This is a genomic window from Lysobacter silvisoli, assembly GCF_003382365.1.
Lineage (GTDB): Bacteria > Pseudomonadota > Gammaproteobacteria > Xanthomonadales > Xanthomonadaceae > Lysobacter > Lysobacter silvisoli.
Map to the genome: position 1 here is coordinate 2,424,910 of NZ_QTSU01000001.1, position 26,349 is coordinate 2,451,258.

Sequence of the window (26,349 nt, forward strand, 5' to 3'; positions counted from 1 at the left end):
GAGGGGCTAAGAGCAGCGGCGTCGAATCAGTCCCCTCTCCCGCTTGCGGGAGAGGGCTAGGGTGAGGGGATGAGCGCAGCGAATGCTCTTGATCCCAAACGCCGTTACCGCGCCGTACGGCGTCGAAATAAGTCTGCCCTTCTCCCCCTCAATCTCCCTTTTCCAAAAAGGGGAAGACAAGCAAAGGGCGAAGCAGAAAACAGGGCCTACGGCGTAGTTGCGGATTCGCGGTCGCAGCTTACGCAGCTCCTACCCCCGGATCGCGGAACTCTCGTCGTAGTTTCGGGGCTCGCGGTCGCAGCTTGCGCAGCTCCTACACAGGGCGGCCCGTCATCGTCGATGTGTGCGGCGTCTCAGATCCCGGTCACCTGCACCCGCGCGAACGTCAGCGTCGCCACCACACCGCGTTCCTCGCCCGGCTTCACCCGCACGTCCCAACCGTACAATTCGCACAGCCGGCGCACGATCGACAGACCGATGCCGCCGCCCTGCGAATGGCCCGCATGCGTGCCGCGGTATCCGCGTTCGAACAGCTTGGCCGCATCCTCCGCGCTCAAGCCCGGGCCGGAGTCGATGACCTCGACCGAATCCGGATGCAACCGCACCACCACCTCGCCCTGGGTGGTGTACTTGACTGCGTTGCCGATCAGGTTGCCCAGCGCCACCGCCACCGCGGCCTCCGGCGCGTCCACCACCAACCCGCGTTCGCCTTCCACGCGCAGCTCCAGCGGCTTACCCGCCAGCTGCGCGCGGTGCGCGTCCAGCAACTGCTCGGACAAACGCGCGATATCGGTGGCGCCGTGACCGCGCTCGTTGCGCGAGAGCAACAGCAGCGCGCTGATCAGATCGGTGCACTGCTGCTCGGCGCGCTGGATGCGGGCCAGGCGGGTGCGGGTCTTCTCGTCCAGGTCCGAGCGCGTGAGCAGCAGCTCCACCGCGCCCTTGATCACCGCCAGCGGCGTGCGCAGCTCGTGGCTGACGTCGGCGTTGAACTCGCGGTCGCGCTGCACCACTTCGGTCAGGCGTTCGGAGTAGTCGTCCAGCGCCTTGGCCAGCTCGCCCACTTCGTCGTCGGGGAAATGCGTGGCCAGGGCCTCGGGCTGCGAGCTACGGCCGGACAGGCGCAAACGCCGCGCCAGCTCCGACACCGGACTCATCACGCGCGAGGCCGCCCACCAGCCCACCAACAGCGACAGCAGGGTGAACACCGCCACCGAAGCGTAGATGGCGCGGTTGAACTGGGCCTCGCCGCGCGTGGCCTGGGTCATGTCGTAGGCCAGGAAGAACCATTCCGTCGGCGTCTTGCGCACCCCCAGCTTGTACGAGAACGGGCTGCCGTCGGCGTTCTTGCCCTGGATGCTGTGGATGCCGTCGGACAACTCGTACCAGTCCGGCTGCTCCTGGCGCAGGTCCTCGAAGCGGTCGTTCTTCACCACCCGGCCCAGCATCTGCTGCACGCCGAATTCGGGTTTGCTGCCGGGCTTGGCGTAGTACTGGCGCGCGTACTCGTCGATGTTGCGGTTCATCACGTCTTCGACGATCTGGTTCTCCACGCGGGTGCGGGTCCAGTTGGTCGCGAACGCGAACAGCGCCGTCAGGCCGAAGCCCAGCAGCACGAACGCCAAGATGATGCGGCTGCGCAAGCGCCGCCGGTAGCGCACCCGCTTGCGGCGCCGTGCGGGCGCCTGCGCGTCTCCCCCTGCGGTCACGCGATCAACCGTTGTCCGGTGCCGCGATGCGGTAGCCGATGCCATGGCGGGTCTGGATCAGCGGCGTGTCGAAGGGCTTGTCGACCACCGCGCGCAGGCCGTGGATGTGCACGCGCAGGCTGTCGGAGTCGGGCAGTTCCTCGCCCCAGACCCGGGTTTCCAGCTCCTGCCGGGTCACCACCGCCGGCGAGGCTTCCATCAGCGCCTGCAGGATCTTCAGCGCGGTCGGGTTGAGCTGCAGCAGCTTGCCCTGACGGCGCACTTCCAGGGTGTCGAGGTTGTATTCCAGATCGGCGGCGGTGAGCACGCGGGTCTGCACGCCGCGGCCGCGGCGCGACAGCGCGTTCAGGCGCACTTCCACTTCCTGCAGCGCGAAGGGCTTGATCAGGTAGTCGTCGGCGCCGGAGTCGAAGCCGGCCAGCTTGTTGTCCAGGCTGTCGCGCGCGGTGAGCATCAGCACCGGGGTCTGCTTGCGCGCCTCGTTGCGCAGCTTGCGGCAGACCTCCAGGCCGTCCAGCCCGGGCAGGTTCAGATCGAGCACGATCGCGTCGAAGTCGTGCACCACCGCCAGGTGCAATCCGGTGATGCCGTCGGCGGCGAAGTCCACGGTGTGGCCGCGGTCTTCGAGAAAGTCGCCGAGGTTGGCGGCGATGTCTTGGTTGTCTTCGATTACGAGGATGCGCATTGGACCTTCCTGTTTATGCCTTGGACCCGGCAGCCGCGGCCAGGTTCCTGAATTCTGCGGAAGCCGCGTGCATCCGGCGTGCACGCGCCGGCGCGGTCCTTCGATTCTGCCAGAGCGTCGGCGATGCACGCTGCGGCTGCACCACGATGGAGAACCGGGCAAACAAAGGCCCAAGCGCGGGGCCACCGCGCCTGGGCCAAAAGGGTATTGCCCCGATTACCGTAACCTGCTTCGACCAGATCGCTGACTTGGAAGAGCGGCAGAGCTGCGGTTCGGACAAGCTACGCGGAAATCGATTAAACGACTGTTAAAAGCGATGTTATTTATTTGTTAAGCGCAACTCGAACGTGCTTCCACGCAAGTTCCACGCAGCCGCGGCTTGGCCCGGCCATGACCTTAGGCCCGGGGCGTTGGCCGACAAATAAGGGCTTAGGCGGACGTTCGCGGCAGATCGCGCCAAATCGCCAAAGCGTGACGGCCGTCGCTATCGGCCCGACGCCGCCCGTCGGGCCGTACGCCGCTTCAGCCGGCTGGCGACGTAGTTGATGATCTCACCGGCCACGTCCACCCCGCTGGCCTCCTCGATGCCCTCCAGGCCGGGCGAAGCGTTGACCTCCAGCACCAGCGGGCCGCGGTCGGAGCGGATCAGATCGACGCCGGCCACACCCAGGCCGAGCACGCGCGCGGCGCGGATCGCCACGTCCTGCTCGGCCGCGCTGGCCTTCACGCCCTTGGCGGTGCCGCCGCGGTGCAGGTTGGAGCGGAAATCGCCTTTGGGCGCCTGCCGCTTCATCGCCGCCACCACCTTGCCGCCGACCACGAAGCAGCGCAGGTCCGCGCCCTTGGCCTCGGCGATGAACTCCTGCACCAGGAAGTTGGCGTACAGCCCGCGCAGCGCCTCGATCACCCCGCGCGAGGCCGACAGCTTCTCGGTCAGCATCACCCCGGCGCCCTGGGTGCCTTCATTGAGTTTGATCACGTGCGGCGGCGGGCCCAGCATCGACAGCAGGTCGGCGGTGTCATCGGGGTTGTCGCCGAACACCGTGGCCGGCAGGCCGATGCCCTCGGCGGCCAGCAGCTGGTGGCTGCGCAGCTTGTCGCGCGCGCGCAGGATCGCGTCGGAGGTGTTGGGGGTGTAGCTGTCCATCAACTCGAACTGGCGCAGCACCGCCGAGCCGTAGCGGGTGATCGAGGCGCCCACGCGCGGGATCACCGCGTGGTAGCCGGAGATCTCGCGCCCCTTGTAGTGCATCTCGAAGCCGTCCGAGGCGATGCGCATGTAGCAGCGCAGCGGGTCCAGCACGCGCACGCTGTGGCCCTGCTGGCGCGCGGCCTCGACCAGGCGCCGGGTCGAATAGAGTTTGGTGTTGCGCGACAGGATCGCGAGCTTCATGGCGGGGACGGGTCCGAATGGGGGGCGGCTAGGCCGGGCGCGGCTTTGCCATGCAGGAACGAGCGTGCGGGATCGACCGTGAACACCCGTGCCATGGCGGTGCGTCCCAGCAGCATCGGGAAACGCATGCCGCGACGATCCGCGAGGTTTATTTCAATTTCGCGTTCGACCCCGGCCAGGCGCAGCCGCGCCCGCACGAACACGCGCTGGGTGCGGTGGCCGCCGGAGTCGGTGACCTCGCGCTCGTCGTGCACCGGGGCACAGCCCTCGATGCTGCCGGCGCCGATCGCGCCGGGACTGAGCCGGAAGCCCACCCAGGGCGCGCCGCCCTCGACATAGCGCCACTGCGCGTCCACGTGCAGGGCCGAACTGCGCGCGCCCGTGTCGATCTTGGCGCGCAGGCCGACGATGCCCAGACCGGGCATCGACACCCACTCCCGCCAACCGAGCACGATCCGGTTCGCCATCGCGTCTCCGCTGCGTCGAGGTTGACCTCAAGAAAAAACAGCGGCCGCCCGACCGGGCCTGCCGCCGTCGCTATCGGCGCCGGTGGCCGCTCGCGGGGATGCCGCGGGCCGCCGGGGCCGGGTGGGAACGGACCATGACTAGGGGCCGGTCCCGACGGCGTGAATTTTGGCACAAATCCAGCGGGGCACCGCGACGGGCCGGCTTGGCCAATGCGGGCCGCACAGGCGCGCGCCGTTCGGTCGCTCGCCTATTCCTGCGCCTGTTCCTCGTCCCTGTCGGGCTGCGCAAGCACGTGGCGTGCTGCCCAAGCGTTATCGACCAGATTGGGGTAGCGCCGTCCGGCCGCTTCAGCGCGCGCCTTCGCCGCCTCCAGCTGATTGGGCGCCAGCGGCTTGGACGGTTTGGTCTTCCCAGGTTTCGGCCGCTTCCAGAACGCCGTGGTCTTTTTGTTCATCGCCGCGCTCCGTCATGACCCAACCATCCGTGGAACCACGTAATGGGCCCAGGGGTTTCTATATCATGGGCCTAAGGCACCGACCCGCGCTGGAGCCGCCTGGAACCTGTATGACTGGACCCTCGCTTGCATGAAAATCGATATCGAGAAGCTGAGCCTGCCGGAAATCGAGGCGCTACTGGTCGCCGCAGAACGACGGCAGCGACAGCTATCCAGCCGCCGCCCTCTTGCTTTAGTGCGCCGTAAAGCGATCGCGCTCGCCGCACAGCACGGCTACACGATCGATGAGCTCTATGGTCACCAACCGGTAGCGGAGATCGCCGTCAAGAAGCGCGGCCTGCGGCGAAAGACTACGAAGGTCGCCGCCAAGTACCGCGACCCGGACAACAAGCGCAATACCTGGTCGGGCCGCGGGCGCATGCCGGTGTGGCTGGCCCAGAAGACTAAGCATGGTCGGAGCGTTACGGATTTTCTGATTCCCGGTTTGGCTAAGCCCACTGCACGCAAGAGCAGTGCGATAGGCCAGCGAAAACTGGTTAAACAGGGCTAACGAAATCCTTGCGCGACGCGCAGGCGCAGGCGTAGGGGCGGGGACAGCCAACGTCTTAGCTTGGCAACCTTCATCCCTGTCCTGGCGTGCAAAACTGAGTAGCACAAAAGTCGCTCCTCACCCCACAATTGAAGTACGAGGTTCTAGTTGCGTCGGACGCAGTAAAGACCTGCCCACTTGCCAGCAACAAGCACTTTGAGGGAAAAAGAGGACAGGTTCACTTTTACGTAAAGCGAATCCGACTCCGTTTTTGTAGACGTCTTTTCATCGGGTGGCGCGTTCACCCAATCTCCGCTACGGCCTTAGTCACCTTCGTCAGCCACGGACCCAATCCCGAACCAGTTTTGCATGCGGTCCGCGGCCAAGGGGGATCTCGTAGCGATCAGCTCGCATGCCTCCGTCATCTTTTGTGATGCACGCATCCAGTTGGCATCACCGGGATTGCCCCCTAGCTGCAACACCTTTCTTATCGTCTTTGTGAGATCTTCGGACACAGTCGCATCCAATACCGCCACCAGTTCCGAAACCGGCGAATCCGCGATCGCCGCTATAGCTAACGGCGGATAACCATCTTTTGAACCGAAGAGATCAAATGCTTCCCTGACACCGAGCTTGCGTTGGACAAGAGCCTGAGCCTTTTCGATGATCTGAAGAATTTCTGGATCATCAATCCTCCGAAACCAATGCAATTGATCGTGATCCAGCTCGTTAATGCGCTTACCGCTACGATGCCCAACCCAATTCTTGATGAATTGAGTTGCCAATTCATCGCGCCCTAGCAAACGCATTAGACGAACGGCAGACTGTAAATTTGCGGGGTGTTCAACTTCAGAAACACCGGGCCAGGTCTGTTCAAATGCGTCCGCTATCTCTGCTCCGTTCTCGGCGACCGTGTCGTGGTAAAGATGCCATGCATTACTCCATGCCAATTTTCGCGACTGGAGCTCGGAATCTCCGTCCAACTCTTGTATAGCCGCGCTCATGACAAGCTTGTCCGGAAATCCAGACTGCACCATGTTGACGAGCGCTTGGTCCGTCGCCGTATACAAGTACAAGCCATAGTCACTTACCACCTGATCCCAATTCCTTTCCTGCTCGGTTCTCGCGTCCTCGCCGTTACCTGAAGCCGCACCCAAATTCAGCCGAGTGCGATCTTGAATTCGCTGCAAAGGGGGGCCGCCCACACCTCGTCCGTGGATAGAGTAAACAAGCATCGCAACCGTCCTGGATATGCTCTCTACTGTCTCGGGCCGAAGCGGCCTATTCTCAACCGTATCCATGGCAAGATTCATGAACTTGGCAGTTCGACGCACAAGTCGAATGTTCGATATTTGAAGCTCCTCAAGAGCTTCACGTACAGGTACATACCACTGTGTCGATGAGTCCTCTTGGAGACCCAGCTCAATCGTCTGGGTTAAAGAAGGCGCATAAGTTAGCTCTCCTTGGAAGACCTTCTCTCGATGATCATCCCAAACCGCTTGGTCCGATCCCAGCTGGCCATCATTAAGAATGACAACAACCCTGCAGGATCGTTGCTCGGCCAAGTAGGAGACCAAACCAAGAAAGTCTTTCAGATCCAGTAGCTTTCCATGTCGTTCCACATCGTCGAAGCAAACGATTCGGTCGCGCACAACGTAGAAACCGATTCGATCAAAGAGCTTAGATAGCGCTGTACCTGATCTTGGCGTCAAAGCCAGTAGATCGGACGCCCAGCGCCACGCTCTCCAAAACCACCGAAAAGCGGAGCCCTTTAGCCGCTTTTGTTTGCGCGCATCACGGTCGAACTCTTCCGTCGCGATAGCAACGGCCGTCTTTAGCTCTGCTAGCGAGTTAACGCCAAACAACGAAACGTAGGAATAGCGCTTCTTCCAAGGCTTTTCGAGGAGCTTTGTGACAATCCGATGCTGCCACAGATAAGTTTTGCCTACTCCCCAGGGACCGCGCAGAACAATAGCCCCCGGTTCCTTAGATGAAACGAAGTCTCCAAGCACGGTCTCAACGGCCATCGAAGAACTCACTCAGATTGAATTGGGTGTCGCTTTATCGAACTTGCGCGTTGGGTGAATGTATCAGTGAGGCGCACCTCATCGCCGCGCTGCTCTTTGCGCGATCGAAAGATGAAACATAAGCGCACCACCCCAAGGCCCCGGTGCACGTGCAAGCGGACTCAAGGCCCGGAGGACCGGTACAAAACAGTGATATCTGTGCGCGCCGCAATAACCAAAACTGCTGTCAGCGCGGTGCGTCAGAGCATCATGCGACCTGGAAAAATCGCCTCTGATCAGCGAGTTAGATCGGCTCGAATCAGAAAATCGAGCGGGTGATGGGAATCGAACCCACGCTAGCAGCTTGGGAAGCTGCAGTTCTACCATTGAACTACACCCGCATGCGGCGAAGTCTATGCGCGGCTGTGCGGGTTGGCAAACCGCGGCGCGCGGGCGCTGTGGCGGCCGCGCGGGCGGTCCGGGCCGGCGTTGCGCCGGCCCGGGGTGGATCAGAAGCCGGCGCCGATGGTGGCGAAGACGGTGGCGTGGTTGCCGCCGCTCTGGCCCACGGTGAGGCTGGTGCCCAGGTTGGCGTCCAGGCCGAACAGGGTGGTGCGCGCGCCCATCAGCAAGGTGCCGTAGCTCTGGTCGAAGTCGTGGCCGGGCACGGCGTAGGGTGCGGTGCCGGGCATGGACTGCAGGCTGGCGAAGACTTCCTTGTCGGCGTCTTCGAACTCGCGGTCGTAGGTCAGGCGGGCGTAGGGCTTGAGGTGGTCGTTGAGGGTGTAGTCGAACTGCCAGCCGACGCTGCCGATCAGCGAGTCGAAGCTCTGGTCGCCGTAGGCCAGCGAGGTGGCCAGGGCGGAGTCGCTTTCGCGGAAGCCGTCGATGTCGATGCGCTGGGCGACCAGGCCGATCACCGGGCCGTGACGCAGCGCGCCTTCGCCGAAGTTCCAGCCGGCGTTGATCGCGGCGGTCAGGTTCTCACCGTCGGTGGAGCCGCGGTGCACGCGGGTGGCCGGGCCGAGCACGACCTTGCGGTCGGTGTCGTAGTCGACCTGGGTCCAGCTGAGCTGGCCGTTGGCCCAGGCGCGCTCGCCGTACCACGCGGCGAAACCGCCCAGGGTGAGGTCGCTGTGCTCGAATTCGCCGCCGTTGCGGCCCCAGTCCAGGGTCTGCTTGCCGTAGCCGGCGAAGCCGCCGAACACCACATTGCCACGGGTCCAGTCCACGCCGCCGGTCAGGCTGGGGCCGGCGCCGTCGTAGGTGTCGCCCTTGCCGTAGCGCTGGAAGTCGCCGCGCAGGTCCGCCCACCAGCGGGTGCCGTCGCTGTCGGGCTTGCCGCCCAGGTGGTTGGACACGCGATCGGCGCGCGAGCGGCCGACCATGGCTTCGGAATTGCTCAGCAGCGCGATCTGGCGCGGCGCTTCCAGGATCGACACGGCGTAATCGCCGAGGATCTTGTGCGCGCGCGAGGACGGGTGCACGCCGTCGGCGAAGGCGTAGGTGTCCGGCGCATTCGGGGTGGCGTAGTTGAGCGGGCTGCAGGTCAGCGACGAGGCGGTGATCTGCGGATTGCAGGCGGTGCCGGTGACGTTGGTGATGCCGTACGGCGCCGGGTTGGCGACGATTTCGCGCAGCAGGTTGAAGGTATCCAGCGGGATCACCCGGTAGCCGGCCGTGGCCAGGCCGCCGAACAGCGCGGTGTTGTAGGTGGTCGACAGTTGGGTGCCCGCGGCCTGCTGGGCGGCGCCGCCGGCGCGGAACTGGGGGGTCAGGCCCAGGTCGGGAATGGTCGGCACCAGGATGTACTTGGCGCCGGCGTTGGTGAGCGTGCCGACCAGGCCGATCTGGCCGGCCACGGCCGCGCCGATGGTGGTCTGCGCGGGCGCGCCGCCGGCCACGGCGAACAGGTCGTTGGCGCCGCCCCACACGGTGTACAGCGCGCGCGAATCGGCGCGGCCGCCGTTGGCGGTGAGGTAATTGGTGACCTGGGTGCTCAGCGACGGGATCGGACCCAGCGCGCCGCTGGTGTTGGTGGCCACGCGCGCGCCGCCGACGGCGTAGTTGGTGCCGCCCTGGTTGGCTGCGGTGGCGTTGGTGCCGTAGAAGTCGGCCAGGTATTCGGACCAGACCAGACCGGGGTTGGTGGTGAAGCGGCCGATCTGGGCACCGTTCGGGCCTACGGCCTGGATCAGCGCGGGGCGGAAGTGGCCGGAGTCGGTGAGGCTGTCGCCGAAGAAGATCGTCTGCGAATAGGTCTGGGCGAAAGCCGGAGCGGCCGCCAGCGCCAAGGCGACGGCGAGCGCGTTGCGAACGGGGTTGATCATCGGGGTTCCCTGCGTCGGGGTGAGTGCGAAGGTGCGTCGGTCCGGTCGGCGCTTGCCGCAGTGCGGCAGTACGGGCGCGGATGGCCGGCATCGAAGCATGCGGCGGTGCGGCATAGCAAGCGGCGGTGCGGCAAAACCCCTTATCCGGCCGCCCGCTTCGGCACAGCCCGCCGCCCGGCTGGCCCTGCCGCGGACGGCGCGGGACAATGCGCGCATGGACATACTGCTCAATGGCGAGCCGCGCGCTATCGCGGCCGCGACCACGGTCGCGCAACTGCTGCTGGACGAAGGCCTGGGCGAACGCCGGGTCGCGGTCGAGGTCAACGGCGAAATCGTGCCGCGCGGGGCGCATGCGGGGCATGCGCTGGGGGCGGGGGATAAGGTCGAGATCGTGCATGCGTTGGGAGGGGGGTGAGCCCCGACGCGCTTTGCGCGGCACTGCCGCGCAGTCGGGGCGAAAGCACGGCCATGAATGGCCGGGGCGGACGATCCGAAGCCGGCGTTGTGTCGCCATGAATGGCAACGACCAAACCACCCGAAGCGACGCGTAGTCCTTAGCGACGCAGCAAACCCAGCCACACCGCTCTGCGCAGCTCCGATCGCGGCTCGTGCTGGTCCCACAAGTAACTCAAGCCCACGCCGCACGCCGAATTCGCGGTCGCGGCTCACGCCGCTCCCACAGAAAGCCGAAGCTCTCACCGCATACCCGGGGTCGCGATCGCAGTTCGCGCCGCTCCCACAGACAGCCGGAGCTCGCGCCGCACGCCAGTTTTCGCGGTCGCGGCTTGCGCCGCTCCTACAGGAGGCGCGGGGCGCGCCGCGCCTCGGATGTCGCGGTCGCGGCTTACGCCGCTCCTACCCCAAAGCGGGCATCGCTAAACCTCAAACAAAAGCGGGCCCCGGTTCGCACCGGGGCCCGCTGCCTTGCTTAGCGCTTACTCAGTCGGCTCTGGCATCACTGCCCCTGCGCCACCGTCACCGGCGACACCGAGCAATGACCTGGGCCGATTCCGCCTTCGTTGTACTCGGCCAGCAGGCTCGCCATGTCCAGGGCGAAGTCGCGGGCCGCGCCCTTCGGCGCTGCGCTGCTGCGGCCGGTGAACCATGCCGTGGACTGGGCGATGGCGCTGGCCACTTGCGGGGTGGTGCTGGCGCCGGCCGCCACGTTCAGGCGGGCCGCCATGTATTGATGCGCCAGCTGGTAGTAGGCGTTGCCGCCCTTCGGCGGGGTCTTGAACACCATGTACCAGGTCTGGCCGGAGCTGAAGAACAGCGTGTCTTCGCCGATCTTGGCCCAGGTGGCGTCGTAAGGCGCCGGCCCGTACTTGGAGTGGGTCTTCCAGTAACCCTGGGTGTAGGTGCAGCCGCCGGCGTTCTCGCACAGCCGCGGCACGTTCACCGTCAGCACCGCCTCGTCCGACTTGTTGGCGCCGTTGTCGCTGGACAGCAACAACACGTTGGGCACCATGAACTCGCAGCTCTTGCCCGCGCCGACCTGGCTGGGCAGGATCCATGCCGCGAGCACGTCCAGGCTCTGGACGATGTTCGGATCGGGGTTGATGTCGCCGGTCACGTAACGGCTGAAGTCGTCGCAGACCTGCGCGGCCACCGTCCAGCCGAAGCCGGCACCGAGGTTGAGGCCGGCGGTGCTGTTGAACAGGTCGCTGGCCAGCACGCAACGGTCGGTTTCCACGTTGGGCTCGCTGTAGTTCAACGCCGCCTGGTTGGAGGTGTAGGCGCGGGTGCCGCAATCGGTCGCCACGCCCTGCGCGTCGTAGCACTTACGCACGCGGTTGATCACCGCTTCGTTGTAGCCCTCCATCCGCCCGCTCAGCGCCGCGTGGTAGGTGCACGACAGCGATGTCGCACCCTGCGCGCCGCAGGTCGGGGACACGGCCTGGGTGGTGTTGTCGTCGAAGTGCAGCGTATCCACCGGCTGCGCCGGATCGAACTGCGGCGTGACGCCGGCCGGCCAGCTCACCTGGATGTTGCCGTCGACCGCGAAGCCGGTCTCGGACTCGATGCTGCGCACCGCCGACAGGTAGTACACGGTCTGGTAGTTGCCGCCCGGATTGAGCATCAGCTCCAGGTCGTCGCACAGGTAACTGCCGTCGTACGGACCGCCCACGATCGGATCGGCTGCGCAGCCGGGCTTGCCTTGCCCGTCGGCCGCCGTGGCCACGATCTTCTTGTCGGGCGCCCAGGCGTAATCGCGGTTGTAGCTGGTTTCCGCGGTCTTGGAGATCGAGACCGTACGGCAGGCCACCGTCACCGTGGCCGAGTCGTACGCCGTGCCACTGGTGTTGGCGCCGGTGCTCCAGCTGCCGGCCACGTTGTTGGTGTGCTGGCCTTCGTCGGCGTTGCAGGTGAACGGCTGCGGACGCGGGTACTTCCACACGTACGGACCGTTGCCCAGGCTGAAGCTGTGGTCTACCGCATTGGGCAGCATGGAGTCGTCCAGCGACAGCGTATCGCCGTAGCTCTGCGACGGGCTACCCGGGATGGCGAACTGCGCCAGCGCGGTCATGGTGTGGGTCAGGGGGCTACCCGCGCTCTCGCCGTCGCTGCCGTCGTCGCCGCAGCCGCAGCTGCTGCCGGCCTGCGCGGTCACGCCCACGGCATTGACGCCGCCGGTGGCGGTGAGCAGGAACGGGTAGCTGATGCTGCTGAGGTTGAAGCTGTAGTCGCAGCTCAGAATGATGTGCTGCGCGTTCGCCGCCGGCTTCACGCAGGTCAGCGTGTCCACGTCGCCGCCTTGCGCGGTCCACGTCAGCGGGAACTGCAGGGCGTTGTTGTTGAACTGCAGCTTGTCGACCACCGCGGTGGCCTGCCAGCCGAAGTCGAACGGGTCCTTGACCGTGATGGTGCCGGACACCTGATAGCTGGCGTTGCTGGTCGGCACCGCGCTGACCGTGTATTCGACCTGGTGGCTGTCGCCGTCGAACAGGGTGATGTTCTGCGGCGTCACACTCTTGTCCAACTGCCAGTCCGTATAGCGCTGCCACTGCGCCGTCGCGGTCTTGGAGGCGGTGGGCTTGGGCAGGAAGCAGTAGGCCACGTGGCTCACGCCGGCCGGCTCGCCGCTGCCGTTGTTGGGCGAGTACAGCTCGATGTCGGCGTTCACCGCCGGGTCGTAATGGAACACGTTGTAGCTGCTGCCGCCTTTCACCACGATGTAGTCCATGGGGATGGTGGCGCTGAAGCCGATGTACTGGCTCTGCCCGCCCGGGGTGTAGTTGAAGGTGATGGTCTGGCCGTTGCCCAGGTTGTAGACCTGACCCTCGGTGGGCGCGCTGCCGCTGCTGGCGCCCGAGCCTTTCCAGGTGCCGACCCCGGGCAGGTCGTCGCAGCCGGTGAAGTTGCCGGTGTAGGTTTGCGGTTGTACCGAGGCGGCATAAGCGCCCCCGGTAACCACCAATAGTGCCAAGGCGAGCGCCGGGCGCCAACGTCGTGCGAGTTTCATGGCGAGCTCCGCGAGTGTGGCGGTCCGTCGCCGGTGGGTGCTCTCGGCAGCTCGGCCATGCACGACCGCGTGGGCGGTCGGGTATCCGTCGCTTTGCGACACCGGCTCGCGCCGGCTGTGCCCCTATCGAGAATCGATGGACGCCGCCGGCCGTGGTGGCAGCGCTCAATCTCCAGTACGCGGGCCGAGGCGGCCCTCGGCCAGCCTTGCGGACCCGGACGACGAACGGTCGGCGGCTGCGGCCGGCCGGCCCGGGCGCCGGCCCCCCGTACGCCACCGCCGGTTCAGCGCGCAGTCGCATTAGCCGCTGATTTCGCCGGGCAAGCCGGGCGGCGATCGGCCATAATTCCAAAATGACCGAAAACGCCCCCTCCGACCCGCTGGTCATCGCCGGCCAGCCCTACCGTTCGCGCCTGCTCACCGGCACCGGCAAGTTCAAGGACCTGACCGAAACCCGCCTGGCCACCGAGGCCGCCGGCGCGCAGATCGTGACCGTGGCGATCCGCCGCACCAACATCGGCCAGAGCCCGAACGAGCCGAACCTGCTCGACGTGCTGCCGCCGGACCGCTACACCCTCCTGCCCAACACCGCCGGCTGCTACAGCGCCGACGACGCGGTGCGCACCTGCCGCCTGGCGCGCGAGCTGCTGGACGGGCACAAGCTGGTCAAGCTGGAAGTGCTGGGCGACCAGCGCACGCTGTTCCCGGACGTGGTCCAGACCCTGGCCGCGGCCGAGACCCTGGTCAAGGACGGCTTCGACGTCATGGTCTACACCTCCGACGACCCGATCCTGGCCAAGCGCCTGGAGGAGATCGGCTGCGTGGCGGTCATGCCGCTGGCCGCGCCGATCGGCTCGGGCCTGGGCGTGCAGAACAAGTACAACCTGCTGGAGATCGTCGAGAACGCCAAGGTGCCGATCATCGTCGACGCCGGCGTGGGCACGGCCTCCGACGCGGCCATCGCCATGGAACTGGGCTGCGACGGCGTGCTGATGAACACCGCCATCGCCGGCGCCCGCGACCCGATCCTGATGGCGCACGCGATGAAGCTGGCGGTGGAAGCCGGCCGCGCCGCGTTCAAGGCCGGCCGCATCCCGCGCAAGCGCTATGCCAGCGCGTCCAGCCCGGTGGACGGGCTGATCGGCTGATGACCGATCCGTTCTCCAGCGACGGCCACAAAGCCCCGCCCAAGCCGTTCACGGTCGAGGAAGGCCGCCGCCAGGTGCGCAGCTTCGTGCTGCGCCAGGGCCGCTTCACCCCGGCCCAGCAGCGCGCCTTCGACGAGCTGTGGCCGCGCTTCGGCATCGACTACCAGGGCGCGCCGCGCGACTACGACGCGATCTTCGGCCGCCAGGCCAAGCGCGTGCTCGAGATCGGCTTCGGCAACGGCGATGCCCTGCGCTACGCCGCCCAGCACGACCGCGAACGCGACCTGATCGGCATCGAAGTCCACGCCCCGGGCGTGGGCCGCCTGCTCAACGCGCTCGCGGCCGACGCCAGCGACCACGTGCGCCTGTACCACCACGACGCGGTCGAAGTGCTCAACAACGAAGTCGCCGACGGCGCGCTGGACGAGGTCCGGATCTACTTCCCGGACCCCTGGCACAAGAAGCGCCACAACAAGCGCCGCCTGGTGCAGCCGGAGTTCGCGCAGTTGCTGGTGCGCAAGCTCGCCGGCGACGGCCGCTTGCACCTGGCCACCGATTGGCAGGACTATGCCGAGCAGATGTGGGACGTCCTCGATGCCACGCCGGGGCTGGTCAACCGCGCCGGAGCGCGCGGTACCGTGCCGCGGCCCGATTGGCGCCCGCAGACGCATTTCGAAACCCGCGGCCAGAAGCTGGGACACGGCGTCTGGGACCTGCTCTACGACCGCACCTGACGAGCCGCTGACCGATCCGGCATGGACACCGCGCTGACGCTCACCACCGACATGAAGCTCGTCCTCGGGCTGGTGGGCTTCACGATGGCGATGTTCCTGTTCGAGCGCATCCGCGCCGACGTGGTCGCCCTGGTGGTGCTGGTGCTGCTGGGCCTGTCCGGCCTGGTCGAGCCCGATGAGCTGTTCAACGGCTTCTCCGGCAACGCGGTCATCAGCATCATCGCCACCATGATCCTGGGCGCCGGCCTGGACCGCACCGGCGCGCTCAACCGCCTGGCCGGATGGCTGCTGCGGCGCGCGCACGGTGTGGAGCAACGGCTGCTGCTGCTGACCACGGCGGTGGCGGGATTGAATTCGTCGATCATGCAGAACCCGTCGGTGATGGCACTGTACATGCCCGTCGCCTCGCGCCTGTCCTCACGCACCGGCCTGTCGCTGCCGCGGCTGCTGCTGCCGATCGCCGCGGCCATCGTCATGGGCGGCGCACTGACCATGGTCGGCAACTCGCCGCTGATCCTGCTCAACGACTTGCTGCTCAACGCCAACAGCAACCTGCCCTCGGGCGCGGCGACCATCGAACCCTTGAAGATGTTCGCGCCGCTGCCGATCGGCCTGGCCCTGCTGGCCGCGTCGCTGGCCTATTTCCATTTCTTCGGCGACAAGCTGCTCAAGGACGACAGCGACAAGGGCGCCACGCCCGCGCGCACCCAGAGCTACTTCGCCAAGGCCTACGGCATCGAGGGCGACGTTTACGAGCTCACCGTCACCGCCGACAGCCCGCTGGTGGGCATGTCGCTGGGCGAGGCCGAGGCGCTGCGCGACGCGCCGCTGCTGCTGGCGCTCAAGAGCGACAACGAGTCGCGGCTGTCGCCGCCGGCCGACGCGCGCATCTGGGTGGGCAGCGTGCTGGGCGCGATGGGGCCCAAGCAGCAGGTGGCCGACTTCGCCCAGAACCATTTCCTGCGCCTGTCCTCGCGCCTGCGTACCTTCGGCGACCTGTTCAACCCCAGCCGCGCCGGCATTTCCGAGGCGGTGGTGCCGCCCACCTCCAGCTACATCGGCAAGACCGCCGGCGACCTGCACCTGCGCAAGCAGGCCGGCCTGAGCCTGCTGGCGGTGAACCGCGACAAGCAGGTGCTGCGCGAAAACGTGCGCAACGTGCCGCTGCGCTCCGGCGACATGCTGGTGCTGCACAGCATCTGGACCGACCTGGGCGACGTGGCCGCGAGCAAGGACCTGGTGGTGGTCACCGACTACCCCAAGGGCGAGCAGCGCCCGCACAAGCTCAAGATCGCGCTGTCGATCTTCGCCGTGGCCATGCTGCTGGCGCTGTCCTCGCGCCTGCCGGTGTCGATCGCGCTGATGACCGGCGTGGCCGGCATGCTGATCGCCGGCGTGATCAACATCGACGAGGCCTACTCGGCGATCAACTGGAAGACCGTGTTCCTGATGGCCTGCCTGATTCCGCTGGGCTGGGCCATGGACTCCAGCGGCGCGGCGGCGTGGATCGCCGGCCACACCATCGAGCGCCTGCCCACGGGCACGCCGGTGTGGCTGCTGGAAATACTGATCGGCCTGCTGACCACCTTGTTCTCATTGGTGATCAGCCATGTCGGCGCCACCATCGTGGTGGTGCCGCTGGCGGTGAACCTGGCCCTGGCCGCGGGCGGCAACCCGACCGCGTTCGCGCTGATCGTGGCGCTGTCGGCATCGAACAACTTCATGACCGCGTCCAATCCGGTGATCTCGATGATCACCGGGCCGGCGGGCTACACCGGCAAGGAGCTGTGGCGCATCGGCGGGCCGTTGTCGCTGATCTATACGGTGGTGATCGTGGTGATGGTGAATCTGCTGTTCTGGGGGAAGTGAGGGCAAGAGCAAATCCCCCTAGCCCCCTCAAGCCAACCAAACCGCCCCATCGCGCACCACCACCGCCACCGCGCGCAGCGCTTCGCCGCGGCACGGCCCGGCCACGCAGCTGCCGCCGCCCAGCTCGAAGCTGGCGCCGTGCGCCGCGCACACCAGCAGCCCGTCCTTGCTCTTGAGGAACTGACCCGGTGCCCAGTCCAGGCGCCGGCCCGCGTGCGGGCAGATGTTGAGCCAGGCGCGCACGCCGGCCTCGTCCCGGTACAGCAGCAGCGACTCGGCGTCGCCGTCGATGCTGGCCTCGGTCTCGGCGAAGCCGCCCAGGGGCAGCCGCTCCAGCGCCAGCAACGGCGACCCAACGGAAGCGCCACCTTCGGCATGGTTTAACGAAGTTCTCACACCCTCGCTCATCGCTGGTCCGATACTCGGTTGCCCGGCCACTGTGGCCGCATTGTGTCACGACGCAAGAAATGTTCGCCCATAGCTTCCGCTTCGACCACCACCAGTTCCAGCAGCGCATGCGCAACGCCTTCGAGCCGCGCAAGCCGCGCCACCGGCTGCTGCGCTTCGCCGTGGGCCTGATCGGCCTGGGCTTGCTGGCGCTGCTGGTGATGTTCAGCGTGGTGATCGGCGCGGCCATGATCGCCGCCGGCATCGTCTACAAATTGTGGAAGCGCCGCGGCAAGCCCGTCGCCGCGCGCGATCCGCGCATCGTCGAAGGCGAATTCCGCGTCGTCGACGCGGCGCGCCTGGAGCGCCGCGACACCACCCGTCCCCTGTAAGGCCCGCAATGACCGATGTGATCGCGGCGCCGCCGCAGCCCCGTATTCCGGTCCGCGGCGGCGGACAGTTCCCGGTCCGCCGCATCTACTGCGTCGGTCGCAACTTCGCCGAGCATGCGCGCGAAATGGGCGCCGCCGTGCCCACCTCGGCCGCCGACCGCGGCCGCCCGGTGTTCTTCCTCAAGCCCGCCGACGCGATCGTGCTGGACCAGGCCGTGCCCTACCCGCGCGGCACCCAGGACCTGCACCACGAGGTCGAGCTGGTGGTGGCCCTGGGCCGCGACGCGCCGGCAGGCGAACTGGCCGCGGCCGACGCCGCGGCGCTGGTGTTCGGCTACGCCGTGGGCCTGGACCTGACCCGGCGCGACCTGCAGACCGCGGCCAAGGCCAAGGGCCTGCCCTGGGACACCGGCAAGGCCTTCGACCATTCCGCGCCGGTCAGCCCGATCGTGCCGGTGGCCGAGGTCGGCGAGCTGGGGGCGCGTGCGCTGACCCTGGAAGTCAACGGCCAGCTGCGCCAGCAGGGCCGCCTGGACGACCTGGTCTGGAACGTGCCGGAAATCCTGCACGAGCTGTCGCGCCTGTACGCGTTGAAGGCTGGAGATTTGGTGTTCATGGGCACACCGGCCGGCGTGGCCGCGCTGCAGCCCGGCGACCGCTACCGCGCCGTGCTCGAAGGCGTGGCCGAACTCGACGGACGGATCAGCGAAGCGACGGTATAGTCGGGCCCTAGGCACCCCCGTGCCGGCCATACAGGGAGACGCGACATGGGCATGATCGGCGAGTTCAAGGAATTCATTTCGCGCGGCAACGTGGTCGACCTCGCCGTGGGCGTGGTGATCGGCGCGGCCTTCGGCAAGATCGTCACCGCCCTGGTCGACGGCATCGTGATGCCTGCGATCGGCTACGTGACCGGCGGCGTCAGCGTCAGCGACTGGAAGTACGTGCTCAAGCCTTCGCAGCTGGACGCGGCGGGCAAGGAAGTCGCGGCCGAAGTGGCGATCAAGTACGGCCAGTTCCTGCAGACGGCGATCGATTTCCTGCTGATCGCGTTCGTGATCTTCCTGGTGCTCAAGGCCTACAACCGCGTGCGCAAGCCCGCCGAGGCACCGGCCACGCCTGAAGACATCGTGCTGCTGCGCGAGATCCGCGATTCGCTGAAGAAGTAAGCGCGCTGCGCGCCGCACTAGCGACGGCCGCTCAACGCGGCCGTCGCTTTTTTGCCTTGGGGTAGGAGCGGCGCGAGCCGCGACCGCGCCATAAGGCAGCCGGCGCCAGTGCGTCGCGTTCGGTGATCTGTGGGGGCCCGCGGCTTGCCCTGGCGGCTGCGAGTTCGCGGTCGCGGCTTACGCCGCTCCTACCCCAAAGCAGCCCCGGCGCCGGCGATGCGAAAGCGCAAGGTCGGCAAACTTTCGCCCAGCCTCAAGCCTGGCGATAGCCAGACCCGCAAAACGTTCAAGTCCACTGTGACTTGAGGCATGCAAGCCCGCGCGCGCGGGTTGCTAAGCTCGACGCTTCGTCTTCGTGAGCAGGGGTTAGGGAATGCGCGCACCGTTGTGGGCGGCGATGGCCGTCGTCTTGTCCGTCTCCACCCTGGCCGGGCCGCTGCGCGCGGCCGAACGCGAAACCCGCATCCCCGACGCCGCCCTGGCCCAGGCCGCGCAGTTGCGCGAAAAGGCGCTGGCCAGCGACCTGGGTTACCGCATCACCGAATCGCTGACCACCGAGGTCGGCCCGCGCCTGGCCGGCAGCGAGGCCGACGCGCGCGCGGTGGCCTGGGCCGAAGCCAAGTTCCGCGAGCTGGGCTACGACAAGGTCTGGCTGGAACCGGTCACCTTCCCCAAGTGGGAGCGCCGCAGCGAGCGCGCCGAGGTGGTCGGCAAGCACCGCCAGCCGCTGGCGCTGACCGCGCTGGGCGGCAGCCCGGCCGGCACGGTCGAGGCCGAAGTCGTGCGCTTCGCCGACCTGGCCGCGCTGGAAGCTGCGCCCGCCGGTTCGCTGGCCGGCAAGATCGCCTTCGTCGACTACCGCATGCAGCGCGCGCGCGACGGCGCCGGCTACGGCCCGGGCTCGCGCGTGCGCAGCCGCGCGCCGTCGGCGGCGATCCGCGCCGGCGCGGCCGCGTTCCTGATGCGCTCGGCCGGCACCGACTCGCACCGCAACCCGCACACCGGCATCACCCGTTACGACGACGGCCTGACCCCGATCCCGTCGGCCGCGCTGGCCGTGCCCGACGCCGACCAGCTCGCGCGCCTGCTCGCCAAGGGCCCGGTGCGCGTGCGCGTGGCGCTGGACTGCGGCTGGGACGGCACCGCCACCTCGCACAACGTGATCGGCGAGATCCGCGGCAGCAAGAAGCCGGACGAAGTGGTGATCATCGGCGGCCACCTGGATTCCTGGGACTTGGGCACCGGCGCCATCGACGACGCCGCCGGCGTGGGCCTGACCATGGCCGCCGCCAAGCTGATCGGCGAGATCAAGCCGCGCCCGGCGCGCACCATCCGCGTCATCGCCTACGCCAACGAGGAACAGGGCCTGCACGGCGGCAAGGCCTACGCGGCCGCGCACGCGAACGCGGTGGCCAAGCACCAGATCGGCGCCGAGAGCGACTTCGGCGCCGGCCGCATCTATGCCTATTCCAGCTCGGCGCCCGCGCATGCGCAGGCCGCCGACAAGCAGATCGCTGCAGCGCTGGCGCCGCTGGGCATCGAACACACGCCCGGCACCGGCGGCCCCGGCCCCGACATCGGCCCGATCGCCGAAAAGGGCATGGCCTGGGCGCGCCTGGCCCAGGACGGCAGCGACTACTTCGATTACCACCACACGCCCGACGACACCTTCGACAAGATCGACCCGCAGGCGCTGGCGCAGAACGTCGCCGCCTACGCGGTGTTCGCCTACCTGGCCGCGTCGGCCGAGGGCGACTTCGGCAGCCAGCTCAAGGCGGTCACGCCGCCGGCGGAATAAGCGCAGGCGTTGCTTGCGCTGCCGGCGACCGTTCGTCGCCGGCGTTCAAGCCGGCGGTCGCGGCGGTTCACGGCCGGCCCCTGGCGTCGTTGCGCGGCCTTTAGACTGGCCTCGCAAGGAACGCCCATCCACCGACCAGGAACACGCCATGTCCTTCCCGACCGCCGTCAACGATCAGATCACCGACTCCATCACCCAATCCAACGTCAAAGTCATCGGCGAAGCGCCGGCCATTGCGATGGGTTCGATCTACCAGAGCTTCGCCCACTCCACCGGCATCCTGTTCGAGAACGCGGTCGCTGCGCAGCAGCAACAGAACTCGCTGATGCAGGCCGCGGCCAACCAGGGCGTGATGCAGATCTATTCGCTGGACACCACCGCCGATGTGGCGGCCAGCGCTGGGGAACCGCTGGTCGCGGCAACGCAGGAAGGCGTGGCCAACCTGAAAGCCGCGGCTACGGTCGGCGGCGTCAACAGCCAGATCGTCGATGCCTTGAAGTTGAATCTGCACAGCACGCTCGACCACGCCGGCGATTTCGCCTACGCCGCGCGCAGCGTGGCCGATGCGATGCAGGCGACGCTGCACGGCATCAACGAATCGGCCTACCACGAAGCCTTGCAGTCGCTGCAGTTGGCCGCGACGGCGGTGTGCCTGCGCGCGATGATCGCCCACCCCGAGCAGGGGGAGGCGTATGCGGGCGTGTTGGATGCGATTCGGCGGTTGGGGTGAGTTGCGGCGAGAGCAAAGCAACAGCAAATCCCCCTCAATCCCCCTTTTTCAAAGGGGGAAGACAAACAAAGGCGACGCATGTAGTCCCCCCCTTTGAAAAAGGGGGGCTAGGGGGGATTTGCTCTTAACTCCCCCGCGACGCCCAAGCCGCCAAAAACACCGCCGTCGCCGAAGCCACGTTCAAGCTCTCCACCGCCCCGCTGCCCGGTATCGACAAGCGCAGATCGCAAGCCGCCGCCAATTCGCGATCCATGCCCTCGCCTTCCGCGCCGACCACGTAGATCAGCCGCTCGGGCAGCTGGGCCGCGAACACATCGTCGCCGCCGCGCACCAGCGTGGCCGCCAACGCGAAGCCGGCGCTGCGCAGCTGCGCCAGCGCGTTGTCGTCGCGGCCCAGGCGCACCATCGGCACGGCCTCGGCGCCGCCTTCGGCCACGCGCGCGGCCGCGCCGGACAGGGCCAGCGACGAATGCTTGGGCAGCAGCACCGCCGACACGCCGAAGTGCGCGGCCGAGCGCAGGATCGCGCCCAGGTTGTGCGGGTTGCCCACGCCGTCCAGCCACAGCGCCGCCTGCGGACCGGCGGGCAGGTCGCGCAGCCAGGCCGACAGCGAGGCCGGCTCCTCGCGCAGCACTTCGGCCAGCACGCCTTCGTGGTGCTGGCTGGCGGCCAGCTTGTCCAGATCGGCCTCTTCCACCACGCGGTAGCCGACGCGGTTAGCCACGCACCAGGCCAACAACGGCTGCAGCGCGGGAATGCGCGACTCGGTCAGATACAGCTTGCGGATCGCCTGCGGGCGCCGCGCGTACACCGCGCGCACGGCGTTGAGGCCGTACACGCGCAGCTCCAGATCGCGCGGACGCCGCGCCGGGCGCTCACCCCGCAGCTGCGCCTCGTCCAGGCGTTCGCCGACCTGGAATCCGCGGCCGCCTTCCTGCGGCGCGCGCGCGGGGCGCTCGCGGCGCGGGCCGGCGTCGCCTGCGTGCGGCGGCCGCGAACGCGGCGGCGATGCGGCGCCGCTGTCGTCGCGGCGGCCGCGCCAGGGACCGTCGCCGCGCGGCTCGCGCGGGCCGCGTTCGTTGCCGTCGTGCGCGCCGTCGCGGCGCCACGGGCCGCCGCCGGGACGGCGCGGACCTCCGGGTGGGTCATGGCGCATCGTCCAGGCTCCTTCTCGTTCTGGCGAACACGCGCAGATCGCGCAGCTCGCCGCGTTTGACCACGGCGCAGCGTTGCGCGCCCTCTTCGATAAAACCGTTCTTCAGCAGCACCCGCGCCGAAGCCGGGTTGCTGTCCAGCACCGTCGCATACAGCCGGTGCAGGGCGAGTTCGCGCATAGCCCAGGGTGCGAAGGCCGCGACCACGCGCGTCATCAGGCCGCCGTTCCACAGCGCGCGCCCCAGCCAGTAGCCGAACTCGGCCGTGTGCCGGCGCTCGCCCTGCCCCGGGCGCGCACCGATGCCGCCGCAGGCGCGGCCCTGGACTTCGATCGCGAACACCGGATCGTGCAGGTCGATCACCTGCCCGCTCAGGAAGCGCTCGCCGTCCTGGCGCGTGTACGGGTACGGGAAGCGGTCGCTGACGCCGCGCGAGACCTGTTCGTCGTCGGCGTGGGCCAGCAGGCTGTCCAGGTCGTCGGCGCGCCAGGGGCGCAGCACGAAGCCCGCACCCGCCGGCGGCGGGGCGTGGATGGGAACGGCATTCATGCGCGATAGCCTAACTCAAGCGGGCTCGGGGCTGCGTCCGGTGCAGGCTGCGGCTGAAGATCAAAATGGGTTCCGGCGTTCGCCGGAATGACGGGGGCTGGAGGATCGCCCTCTGACCGTCACTCCGGCGCAAACTGGAACGCGCTCAACCCGTCATCCCGGCGCAAGCCGGAACCCACCGATGCTGCTTCCAACAGACCCATGGCGCGGAGTTCACCGCGCCGTCAACGCAGCCTCAAGCGTGCCCGCCTGCCTGCGGCGTCTCCTGCTCCAGCTTTTCCAGCTCGTGCGCCACCGCTTCGGGCGACTTGGTGTACTTGGCCAGCAGCACGTAGAACGCGGGCACGATGAACAGCGACAGCAGGGTCGAGAACGACACGCCGAAGATCACCACCACGCCGATGGTGGCGCGGCTGGCCGAACCGGGGCCGCCGGCCAGCACCAGCGGCAGCGCGCCGACCACGGTGGCGATCGAGGTCATCAGGATCGGACGCAGGCGCACCGCCGAGGATTCGACGATGGCCTCGTGGATGCTGCGGCCCTCGTCGCGCAACTGGTTGGCGAACTCCACGATCAGGATGCCGTTCTTCGCCGCCAGACCCACCAGCATCACGATGCCGATCTGACTGAACAGATTGAGCGTGCCGCCGGTCAGGGCCAGGCCGATCAGCGCGCCGAGCACGCCCAAGGGCACGGTCAGCATGATCACGAACGGGTGGATGAAGCTCTCGAACTGCGCGGCCAGCACCAGGTACACCACCAGCAGCGCCAGGGCGAAGGTCAGCAGCACCGCGCCGCCGGCAGCCTGGTACTCGCGCGACTCGCCCTTCCAGTCGATCTGCGCCTGATCCGGCAGTTCCTCGCTCACCACCTGGTTGAGCCAGGCGATGGCGTCGCCCATGCGGTAGCCCGGGGTCAGGCCGGCGCTGATGGTGATCGAACGCAGGCGGTTGAAGCGGTTGAGGCTGCCGGGCTCCGCCAGCTCCTGCAGGGTCACCAGGTTGGACAGCGGCACCAGCCCGCCGTCGCGCGCGCGCACCTGGATCGCTTCCAGGTCCGCCGGCGAGGCGCGCAGGGCGCGGTCGGACTGCACGATCACGTCGTACTCCTCGCCGTTCTGGACGAAGGTGGTGACGCGGCGCGAGCCCATCATGGTTTCCAGCGCATGGCCGATGTCGGTCACGCTCACGCCCAGGTCGGCCGCGCGCTGGCGGTCGATCTCCACGCGCATCTGCGGCCGGGTTTCCTTGTAGTCCGAGTCGGCGGAGAAGAAGCCCGGGTTCTGCTCCATGCGCGCGAGCAGCTTGTCGCGCCACTGCGCGAGCTGGGCGTACTCGGGGCCGCCGAGCACGATCTGGATCGGCTGACCGCGCGTGCGCACCAGGCCGCCGCTGACCTGCGGCAACGCGCGCACGCCGGTGAGCTGGCTGAGTTCGCCGCGCAGGCTGTCGGCCACGTCGGCGGTGCTCACGTCGCGCTTGTCCCAGTCCTGCAGGAACACCGCGATGCGGCCGGTGTGCATTTCCTCGCTGGCGCCGAAACCGCCGGGCACGCGCGGGTTGTAGCGCTGGATGGTCTTGTCCGGGCCCACGTGCGCGGCCACGATCTTCTCGACCTGCTGCACCTGCTTGACCGTGTAGTCGAAGCCGGCGCCTTCCGGGCCCAGGATCGAAATCTGGAACGAGCCGCGGTCTTCCGGCGGCGCCAGTTCCGAAGGCACGAAGCGGAACAGGCCGTAGCTCAGTCCGATCGCGGCCAGCATCAGCAAGCCGAAGAGCCAGGGCCGCTCGACGCTGCGGTCCAGCCAGCGGCGGTAGCGACGGCTGACGCCGTCCAGGCGCGCATTGACCCAACGGTTGATCGGGTTGGACTTCTCGTCCTTGTGCGGGCGCACCAGCTTGGAGGACATCATCGGCGTCAGGGTCAGCGCGACGAAGGCCGATATCGCCACCGCGCCGGCCAAGGCCACCGATAGCTCGCGGAACAGGCGACCTGTGTTGCCCTCCATGAAGCCCACCGGCAGGAACACCGCCACCAGCACCGCGGTGGTGGCGATGACCGCGAACGCGACCTGCTTGGTGCCGCGCGCGGCGGCCACCAGCTTGGGCTCGCCCAGGTCGGCGCGGCGCTGGATGTTCTCCAGCACCACGATGGCGTCGTCCACCACCAGGCCGATACACAGCACCAGCGCCAGCAGGGTCAGCAGGTTGATCGAGAAGTCGAACAGGTACAGCGGGATGAAGGCGGCGATCAGGCACACCGGCACCGTCACCGCCGGGATCAAGGCGGCGCGGAAGCTGCCCAGGAACAGCCAGATCACGATCAGCACCAGCACGATGGCCTCGGCCAGGGTGTGGTACACGCGCTCCACCGCCGATTCGATGAACACCGTGGTGTCGAAGGCGACGAAAATATCGGTGCCCTGCGGCAGCGACGGTCGGATGGTATCGGCGGCCTTGCGCACCGCCAACGCCACGTCGAGGCTGTTGGCGGTGGAGGTCTTGACGATGCCCAGGCCGATGTTGGGCTCGCCGTTGCTGCGGTAATAGGCGCGGCGCTCGGCCGAGTCGAGCTGGATCTTGGCCACGTCGCCCAGGCGCACCACGTAGCCGTCGGCGCCCTTCTTCAGCGGAATCTGGGCGAAGTCCTCGGGCTTTTGGTAGCTGCGCGCCACGCGCAAGGTGAAGTCGCGCGCCTGCGATTCGATGCGGCCGGCCGGCAGTTCGACGTTCTCGGCGCGCAGCGCGGCCTCGACCTCGTTGACGGTGATGTCGCGCGCGGCCAGCGCGTCGCGGTCCAGCCAGATGCGCATCGCGTAGCGCTGTTGGCCGCCGATGCGGACCTGGGCCACGCCGTCCACCGAGGACAGGCGGTCGACTACGTAGCGCTCCGCATAGTCGGACAGCTGCAGCGTGTCCATCTGCTTGGAGCTCATGTTGAGCCAGATGATCGGGTCGGCGTCGCTTTCGACCTTCTCGATCTGCGGCGGATCGGCCTCCTCGGGCAAACGGTTGGTGACCCGGCTGACCGCGTCGCGCACGTCGTTGGCGGCGGCCTCGATCTCGCGCTGCAGGGTGAACTCGATGCTGATCGAGGCGCGGCCGTTGACGCTGCGCGACTCGATGGTCTCGATGCCCTCAATGCCGGCCAGCGCGTCCTCCAGCACCTGGGTGATGCGGGTTTCGACCACCGCCGCCGATGCGCCCGGATAAGTCACGTCGACCGAGACGATGGGCGGATCGATCGCCGGCAGCTCGCGCAGGGTCAGGCGCGAAAAGGCCATCACGCCCAGGGTGATCAGCAGCAGGCTCATCACGGTGGCGAACACCGGACGGCGAATCGACAGATCGGAAATATTCATCGTCGCTCAGCTCCGCGGCGC

The 26,349-nt window shown here is 67.6% G+C and carries 21 protein-coding genes, 1 tRNA gene, 1 pseudogene and 1 riboswitch; of the genes and pseudogenes, 10 read left to right on the top strand and 13 right to left on the bottom strand.

The features are described 5' to 3' along the window. Positions 1-353: 353 nt before the first annotated feature. The 5 genes from DX914_RS10695 to DX914_RS10715 all read right to left on the bottom strand — a co-directional run bounded on the left by DX914_RS10695 (position 354) and on the right by DX914_RS10715 (position 4,709). Positions 354-1,754, bottom strand: a complete 1,401-nt coding sequence (locus tag DX914_RS10695) for a sensor histidine kinase (protein WP_115858954.1) — start codon at positions 1,752-1,754, stop codon at positions 354-356. Next, positions 1,714-2,394 (bottom strand): response regulator transcription factor, encoded by a 681-nt coding sequence (locus tag DX914_RS10700; protein WP_115858955.1) that lies wholly within the window; start codon positions 2,392-2,394, stop codon positions 1,714-1,716. The genes DX914_RS10695 and DX914_RS10700 overlap by 41 nt, the downstream gene beginning before the upstream one ends. A gap of 484 nt (positions 2,395-2,878) precedes the next feature. Beyond that, positions 2,879-3,787, bottom strand: coding sequence for a 30S ribosomal protein S6--L-glutamate ligase (gene rimK / locus DX914_RS10705; protein ID WP_115858956.1), 909 nt, complete (start codon positions 3,785-3,787; stop codon positions 2,879-2,881). After that, positions 3,784-4,254: an ATP-dependent zinc protease family protein gene (locus tag DX914_RS10710; protein ID WP_115858957.1), complete on the bottom strand. Its 471-nt coding sequence runs from the start codon at positions 4,252-4,254 to the stop codon at positions 3,784-3,786. The genes rimK and DX914_RS10710 overlap by 4 nt, the downstream gene beginning before the upstream one ends. A 248-nt stretch (positions 4,255-4,502) precedes the next feature. Then, a complete protein-coding gene (locus DX914_RS10715) occupies positions 4,503-4,709 on the bottom strand; it encodes a hypothetical protein (RefSeq protein WP_115858958.1) in 207 nt (68 codons plus the stop codon). Between the two features lie 130 nt (positions 4,710-4,839). Here DX914_RS10715 and DX914_RS10720 point away from each other — a divergent pair, with 130 nt between their 5' ends. Further along, positions 4,840-5,259 carry an H-NS histone family protein gene (locus tag DX914_RS10720; RefSeq protein WP_115858959.1) on the top strand — a complete coding sequence of 140 codons (420 nt, stop codon included), beginning with the start codon at positions 4,840-4,842 and terminating at the stop codon, positions 5,257-5,259. A 302-nt stretch (positions 5,260-5,561) separates the two neighbouring features. On the opposite strand, the gene DX914_RS20030 is transcribed toward DX914_RS10720, so the two are convergent. The 3 genes from DX914_RS20030 to DX914_RS10730 all read right to left on the bottom strand — a co-directional run bounded on the left by DX914_RS20030 (position 5,562) and on the right by DX914_RS10730 (position 9,574). Further along, a complete protein-coding gene (locus tag DX914_RS20030) occupies positions 5,562-7,265 on the bottom strand; it encodes a P-loop NTPase family protein (protein WP_147300649.1) in 1,704 nt (567 codons plus the stop codon). Positions 7,266-7,574: 309 nt separating this feature from the next. Then, a tRNA-Gly gene (locus tag DX914_RS10725) sits at positions 7,575-7,645 on the bottom strand. A 108-nt stretch (positions 7,646-7,753) separates the two neighbouring features. Beyond that, positions 7,754-9,574, bottom strand: a complete 1,821-nt coding sequence (locus DX914_RS10730; protein WP_115858960.1) for an autotransporter domain-containing protein — start codon at positions 9,572-9,574, stop codon at positions 7,754-7,756. Positions 9,575-9,788: 214 nt separating this feature from the next. On the opposite strand from DX914_RS10730, the gene thiS reads away from it, so the two are divergent. Further along, a complete protein-coding gene (gene thiS / locus DX914_RS10735) occupies positions 9,789-9,989 on the top strand; it encodes a sulfur carrier protein ThiS (RefSeq protein WP_115858961.1) in 201 nt (66 codons plus the stop codon). A gap of 540 nt (positions 9,990-10,529) precedes the next feature. Here the strand turns inward: thiS and DX914_RS10740 are convergent. Next, complete coding sequence (locus DX914_RS10740) at positions 10,530-13,037, bottom strand: hypothetical protein (RefSeq protein WP_147300650.1); 2,508 nt, start codon at positions 13,035-13,037, stop codon at positions 10,530-10,532. A 42-nt stretch (positions 13,038-13,079) separates the two neighbouring features. After that, a riboswitch (cyclic di-GMP riboswitch) is annotated at positions 13,080-13,169 on the bottom strand. Positions 13,170-13,390: 221 nt separating this feature from the next. Here DX914_RS10740 and DX914_RS10745 point away from each other — a divergent pair. The 3 genes from DX914_RS10745 to DX914_RS10755 are packed head-to-tail and all read left to right on the top strand — an operon-like array spanning position 13,391 to position 16,788. Then, positions 13,391-14,185, top strand: coding sequence for a thiazole synthase (locus tag DX914_RS10745; RefSeq protein ID WP_115858963.1), 795 nt, complete (start codon positions 13,391-13,393; stop codon positions 14,183-14,185). Further along, positions 14,185-14,919 carry a tRNA (guanosine(46)-N7)-methyltransferase TrmB gene (gene trmB, locus DX914_RS10750; protein WP_115858964.1) on the top strand — a complete coding sequence of 245 codons (735 nt, stop codon included), beginning with the start codon at positions 14,185-14,187 and terminating at the stop codon, positions 14,917-14,919. Before DX914_RS10745 ends, trmB begins: the two co-directional genes overlap by 1 nt. A 21-nt stretch (positions 14,920-14,940) precedes the next feature. Then, positions 14,941-16,788: an SLC13 family permease gene (locus tag DX914_RS10755; RefSeq protein WP_115858965.1), complete on the top strand. Its 1,848-nt coding sequence runs from the start codon at positions 14,941-14,943 to the stop codon at positions 16,786-16,788. A gap of 27 nt (positions 16,789-16,815) precedes the next feature. On the opposite strand, the gene DX914_RS10760 is transcribed toward DX914_RS10755, so the two are convergent. Next, positions 16,816-17,133: a Rieske (2Fe-2S) protein gene (locus DX914_RS10760; protein ID WP_425480679.1), complete on the bottom strand. Its 318-nt coding sequence runs from the start codon at positions 17,131-17,133 to the stop codon at positions 16,816-16,818. Between the two features lie 122 nt (positions 17,134-17,255). Between DX914_RS10760 and DX914_RS10765 the strand changes: the two genes are divergently transcribed. The 5 genes and pseudogenes from DX914_RS10765 to DX914_RS20585 form a co-directional block, all read left to right on the top strand. After that, positions 17,256-17,567, top strand: a complete 312-nt coding sequence (locus DX914_RS10765) for a hypothetical protein (protein ID WP_115858967.1) — start codon at positions 17,256-17,258, stop codon at positions 17,565-17,567. 8 nt (positions 17,568-17,575) lie between these two features. Next, positions 17,576-18,289: a fumarylacetoacetate hydrolase family protein gene (locus DX914_RS10770; protein ID WP_115858968.1), complete on the top strand. Its 714-nt coding sequence runs from the start codon at positions 17,576-17,578 to the stop codon at positions 18,287-18,289. 45 nt (positions 18,290-18,334) lie between these two features. After that, positions 18,335-18,736 (top strand): large-conductance mechanosensitive channel protein MscL, encoded by a 402-nt coding sequence (gene mscL, locus DX914_RS10775; RefSeq protein ID WP_115858969.1) that lies wholly within the window; start codon positions 18,335-18,337, stop codon positions 18,734-18,736. Positions 18,737-19,133: 397 nt separating this feature from the next. Further along, positions 19,134-20,534 carry a M28 family peptidase gene (locus DX914_RS10780; protein WP_231118243.1) on the top strand — a complete coding sequence of 467 codons (1,401 nt, stop codon included), beginning with the start codon at positions 19,134-19,136 and terminating at the stop codon, positions 20,532-20,534. Between the two features lie 148 nt (positions 20,535-20,682). Continuing rightward, positions 20,683-20,925: pseudogene (locus tag DX914_RS20585) on the top strand (RebB family R body protein); the annotation flags it as partial. Between the two features lie 463 nt (positions 20,926-21,388). On the opposite strand, the gene DX914_RS10790 reads toward DX914_RS20585, so the two are convergent. The 3 genes from DX914_RS10790 to DX914_RS10800 all read right to left on the bottom strand — a co-directional run bounded on the left by DX914_RS10790 (position 21,389) and on the right by DX914_RS10800 (position 26,328). Next, on the bottom strand, positions 21,389-22,420 hold the full coding sequence (locus DX914_RS10790; protein WP_115858971.1) for a TrmH family RNA methyltransferase: 1,032 nt from the start codon (positions 22,418-22,420) through the stop codon (positions 21,389-21,391). Further along, complete coding sequence (locus DX914_RS10795) at positions 22,410-22,967, bottom strand: GNAT family N-acetyltransferase (RefSeq protein ID WP_115858972.1); 558 nt, start codon at positions 22,965-22,967, stop codon at positions 22,410-22,412. The genes DX914_RS10790 and DX914_RS10795 overlap by 11 nt, the downstream gene beginning before the upstream one ends. Before the next feature lie 235 nt (positions 22,968-23,202). Further along, positions 23,203-26,328, bottom strand: coding sequence for an efflux RND transporter permease subunit (locus DX914_RS10800; RefSeq protein ID WP_115858973.1), 3,126 nt, complete (start codon positions 26,326-26,328; stop codon positions 23,203-23,205). Positions 26,329-26,349 lie beyond the last annotated feature (21 nt).

Coding starts and splice junctions, on each gene's coding strand:
- DX914_RS10695 (WP_115858954.1), bottom strand. CDS start 1,754: ATGGCATCGGCTACCGCATCGCGGCACCGGACAACGGTTGATCGCGTG.
- DX914_RS10700 (WP_115858955.1), bottom strand. CDS start 2,394: ATGCGCATCCTCGTAATCGAAGACAACCAAGACATCGCCGCCAACCTC.
- rimK (WP_115858956.1), bottom strand. CDS start 3,787: ATGAAGCTCGCGATCCTGTCGCGCAACACCAAACTCTATTCGACCCGG.
- DX914_RS10710 (WP_115858957.1), bottom strand. CDS start 4,254: ATGGCGAACCGGATCGTGCTCGGTTGGCGGGAGTGGGTGTCGATGCCC.
- DX914_RS10715 (WP_115858958.1), bottom strand. CDS start 4,709: ATGAACAAAAAGACCACGGCGTTCTGGAAGCGGCCGAAACCTGGGAAG.
- DX914_RS10720 (WP_115858959.1), top strand. CDS start 4,840: ATGAAAATCGATATCGAGAAGCTGAGCCTGCCGGAAATCGAGGCGCTA.
- DX914_RS20030 (WP_147300649.1), bottom strand. CDS start 7,265: ATGGCCGTTGAGACCGTGCTTGGAGACTTCGTTTCATCTAAGGAACCG.
- DX914_RS10730 (WP_115858960.1), bottom strand. CDS start 9,574: ATGATCAACCCCGTTCGCAACGCGCTCGCCGTCGCCTTGGCGCTGGCG.
- thiS (WP_115858961.1), top strand. CDS start 9,789: ATGGACATACTGCTCAATGGCGAGCCGCGCGCTATCGCGGCCGCGACC.
- DX914_RS10740 (WP_147300650.1), bottom strand. CDS start 13,037: ATGAAACTCGCACGACGTTGGCGCCCGGCGCTCGCCTTGGCACTATTG.
- DX914_RS10745 (WP_115858963.1), top strand. CDS start 13,391: ATGACCGAAAACGCCCCCTCCGACCCGCTGGTCATCGCCGGCCAGCCC.
- trmB (WP_115858964.1), top strand. CDS start 14,185: ATGACCGATCCGTTCTCCAGCGACGGCCACAAAGCCCCGCCCAAGCCG.
- DX914_RS10755 (WP_115858965.1), top strand. CDS start 14,941: ATGGACACCGCGCTGACGCTCACCACCGACATGAAGCTCGTCCTCGGG.
- DX914_RS10765 (WP_115858967.1), top strand. CDS start 17,256: ATGTTCGCCCATAGCTTCCGCTTCGACCACCACCAGTTCCAGCAGCGC.
- DX914_RS10770 (WP_115858968.1), top strand. CDS start 17,576: ATGACCGATGTGATCGCGGCGCCGCCGCAGCCCCGTATTCCGGTCCGC.
- mscL (WP_115858969.1), top strand. CDS start 18,335: ATGGGCATGATCGGCGAGTTCAAGGAATTCATTTCGCGCGGCAACGTG.
- DX914_RS10780 (WP_231118243.1), top strand. CDS start 19,134: ATGGCCGTCGTCTTGTCCGTCTCCACCCTGGCCGGGCCGCTGCGCGCG.
- DX914_RS10790 (WP_115858971.1), bottom strand. CDS start 22,420: ATGCGCCATGACCCACCCGGAGGTCCGCGCCGTCCCGGCGGCGGCCCG.
- DX914_RS10795 (WP_115858972.1), bottom strand. CDS start 22,967: ATGAATGCCGTTCCCATCCACGCCCCGCCGCCGGCGGGTGCGGGCTTC.
- DX914_RS10800 (WP_115858973.1), bottom strand. CDS start 26,328: ATGAATATTTCCGATCTGTCGATTCGCCGTCCGGTGTTCGCCACCGTG.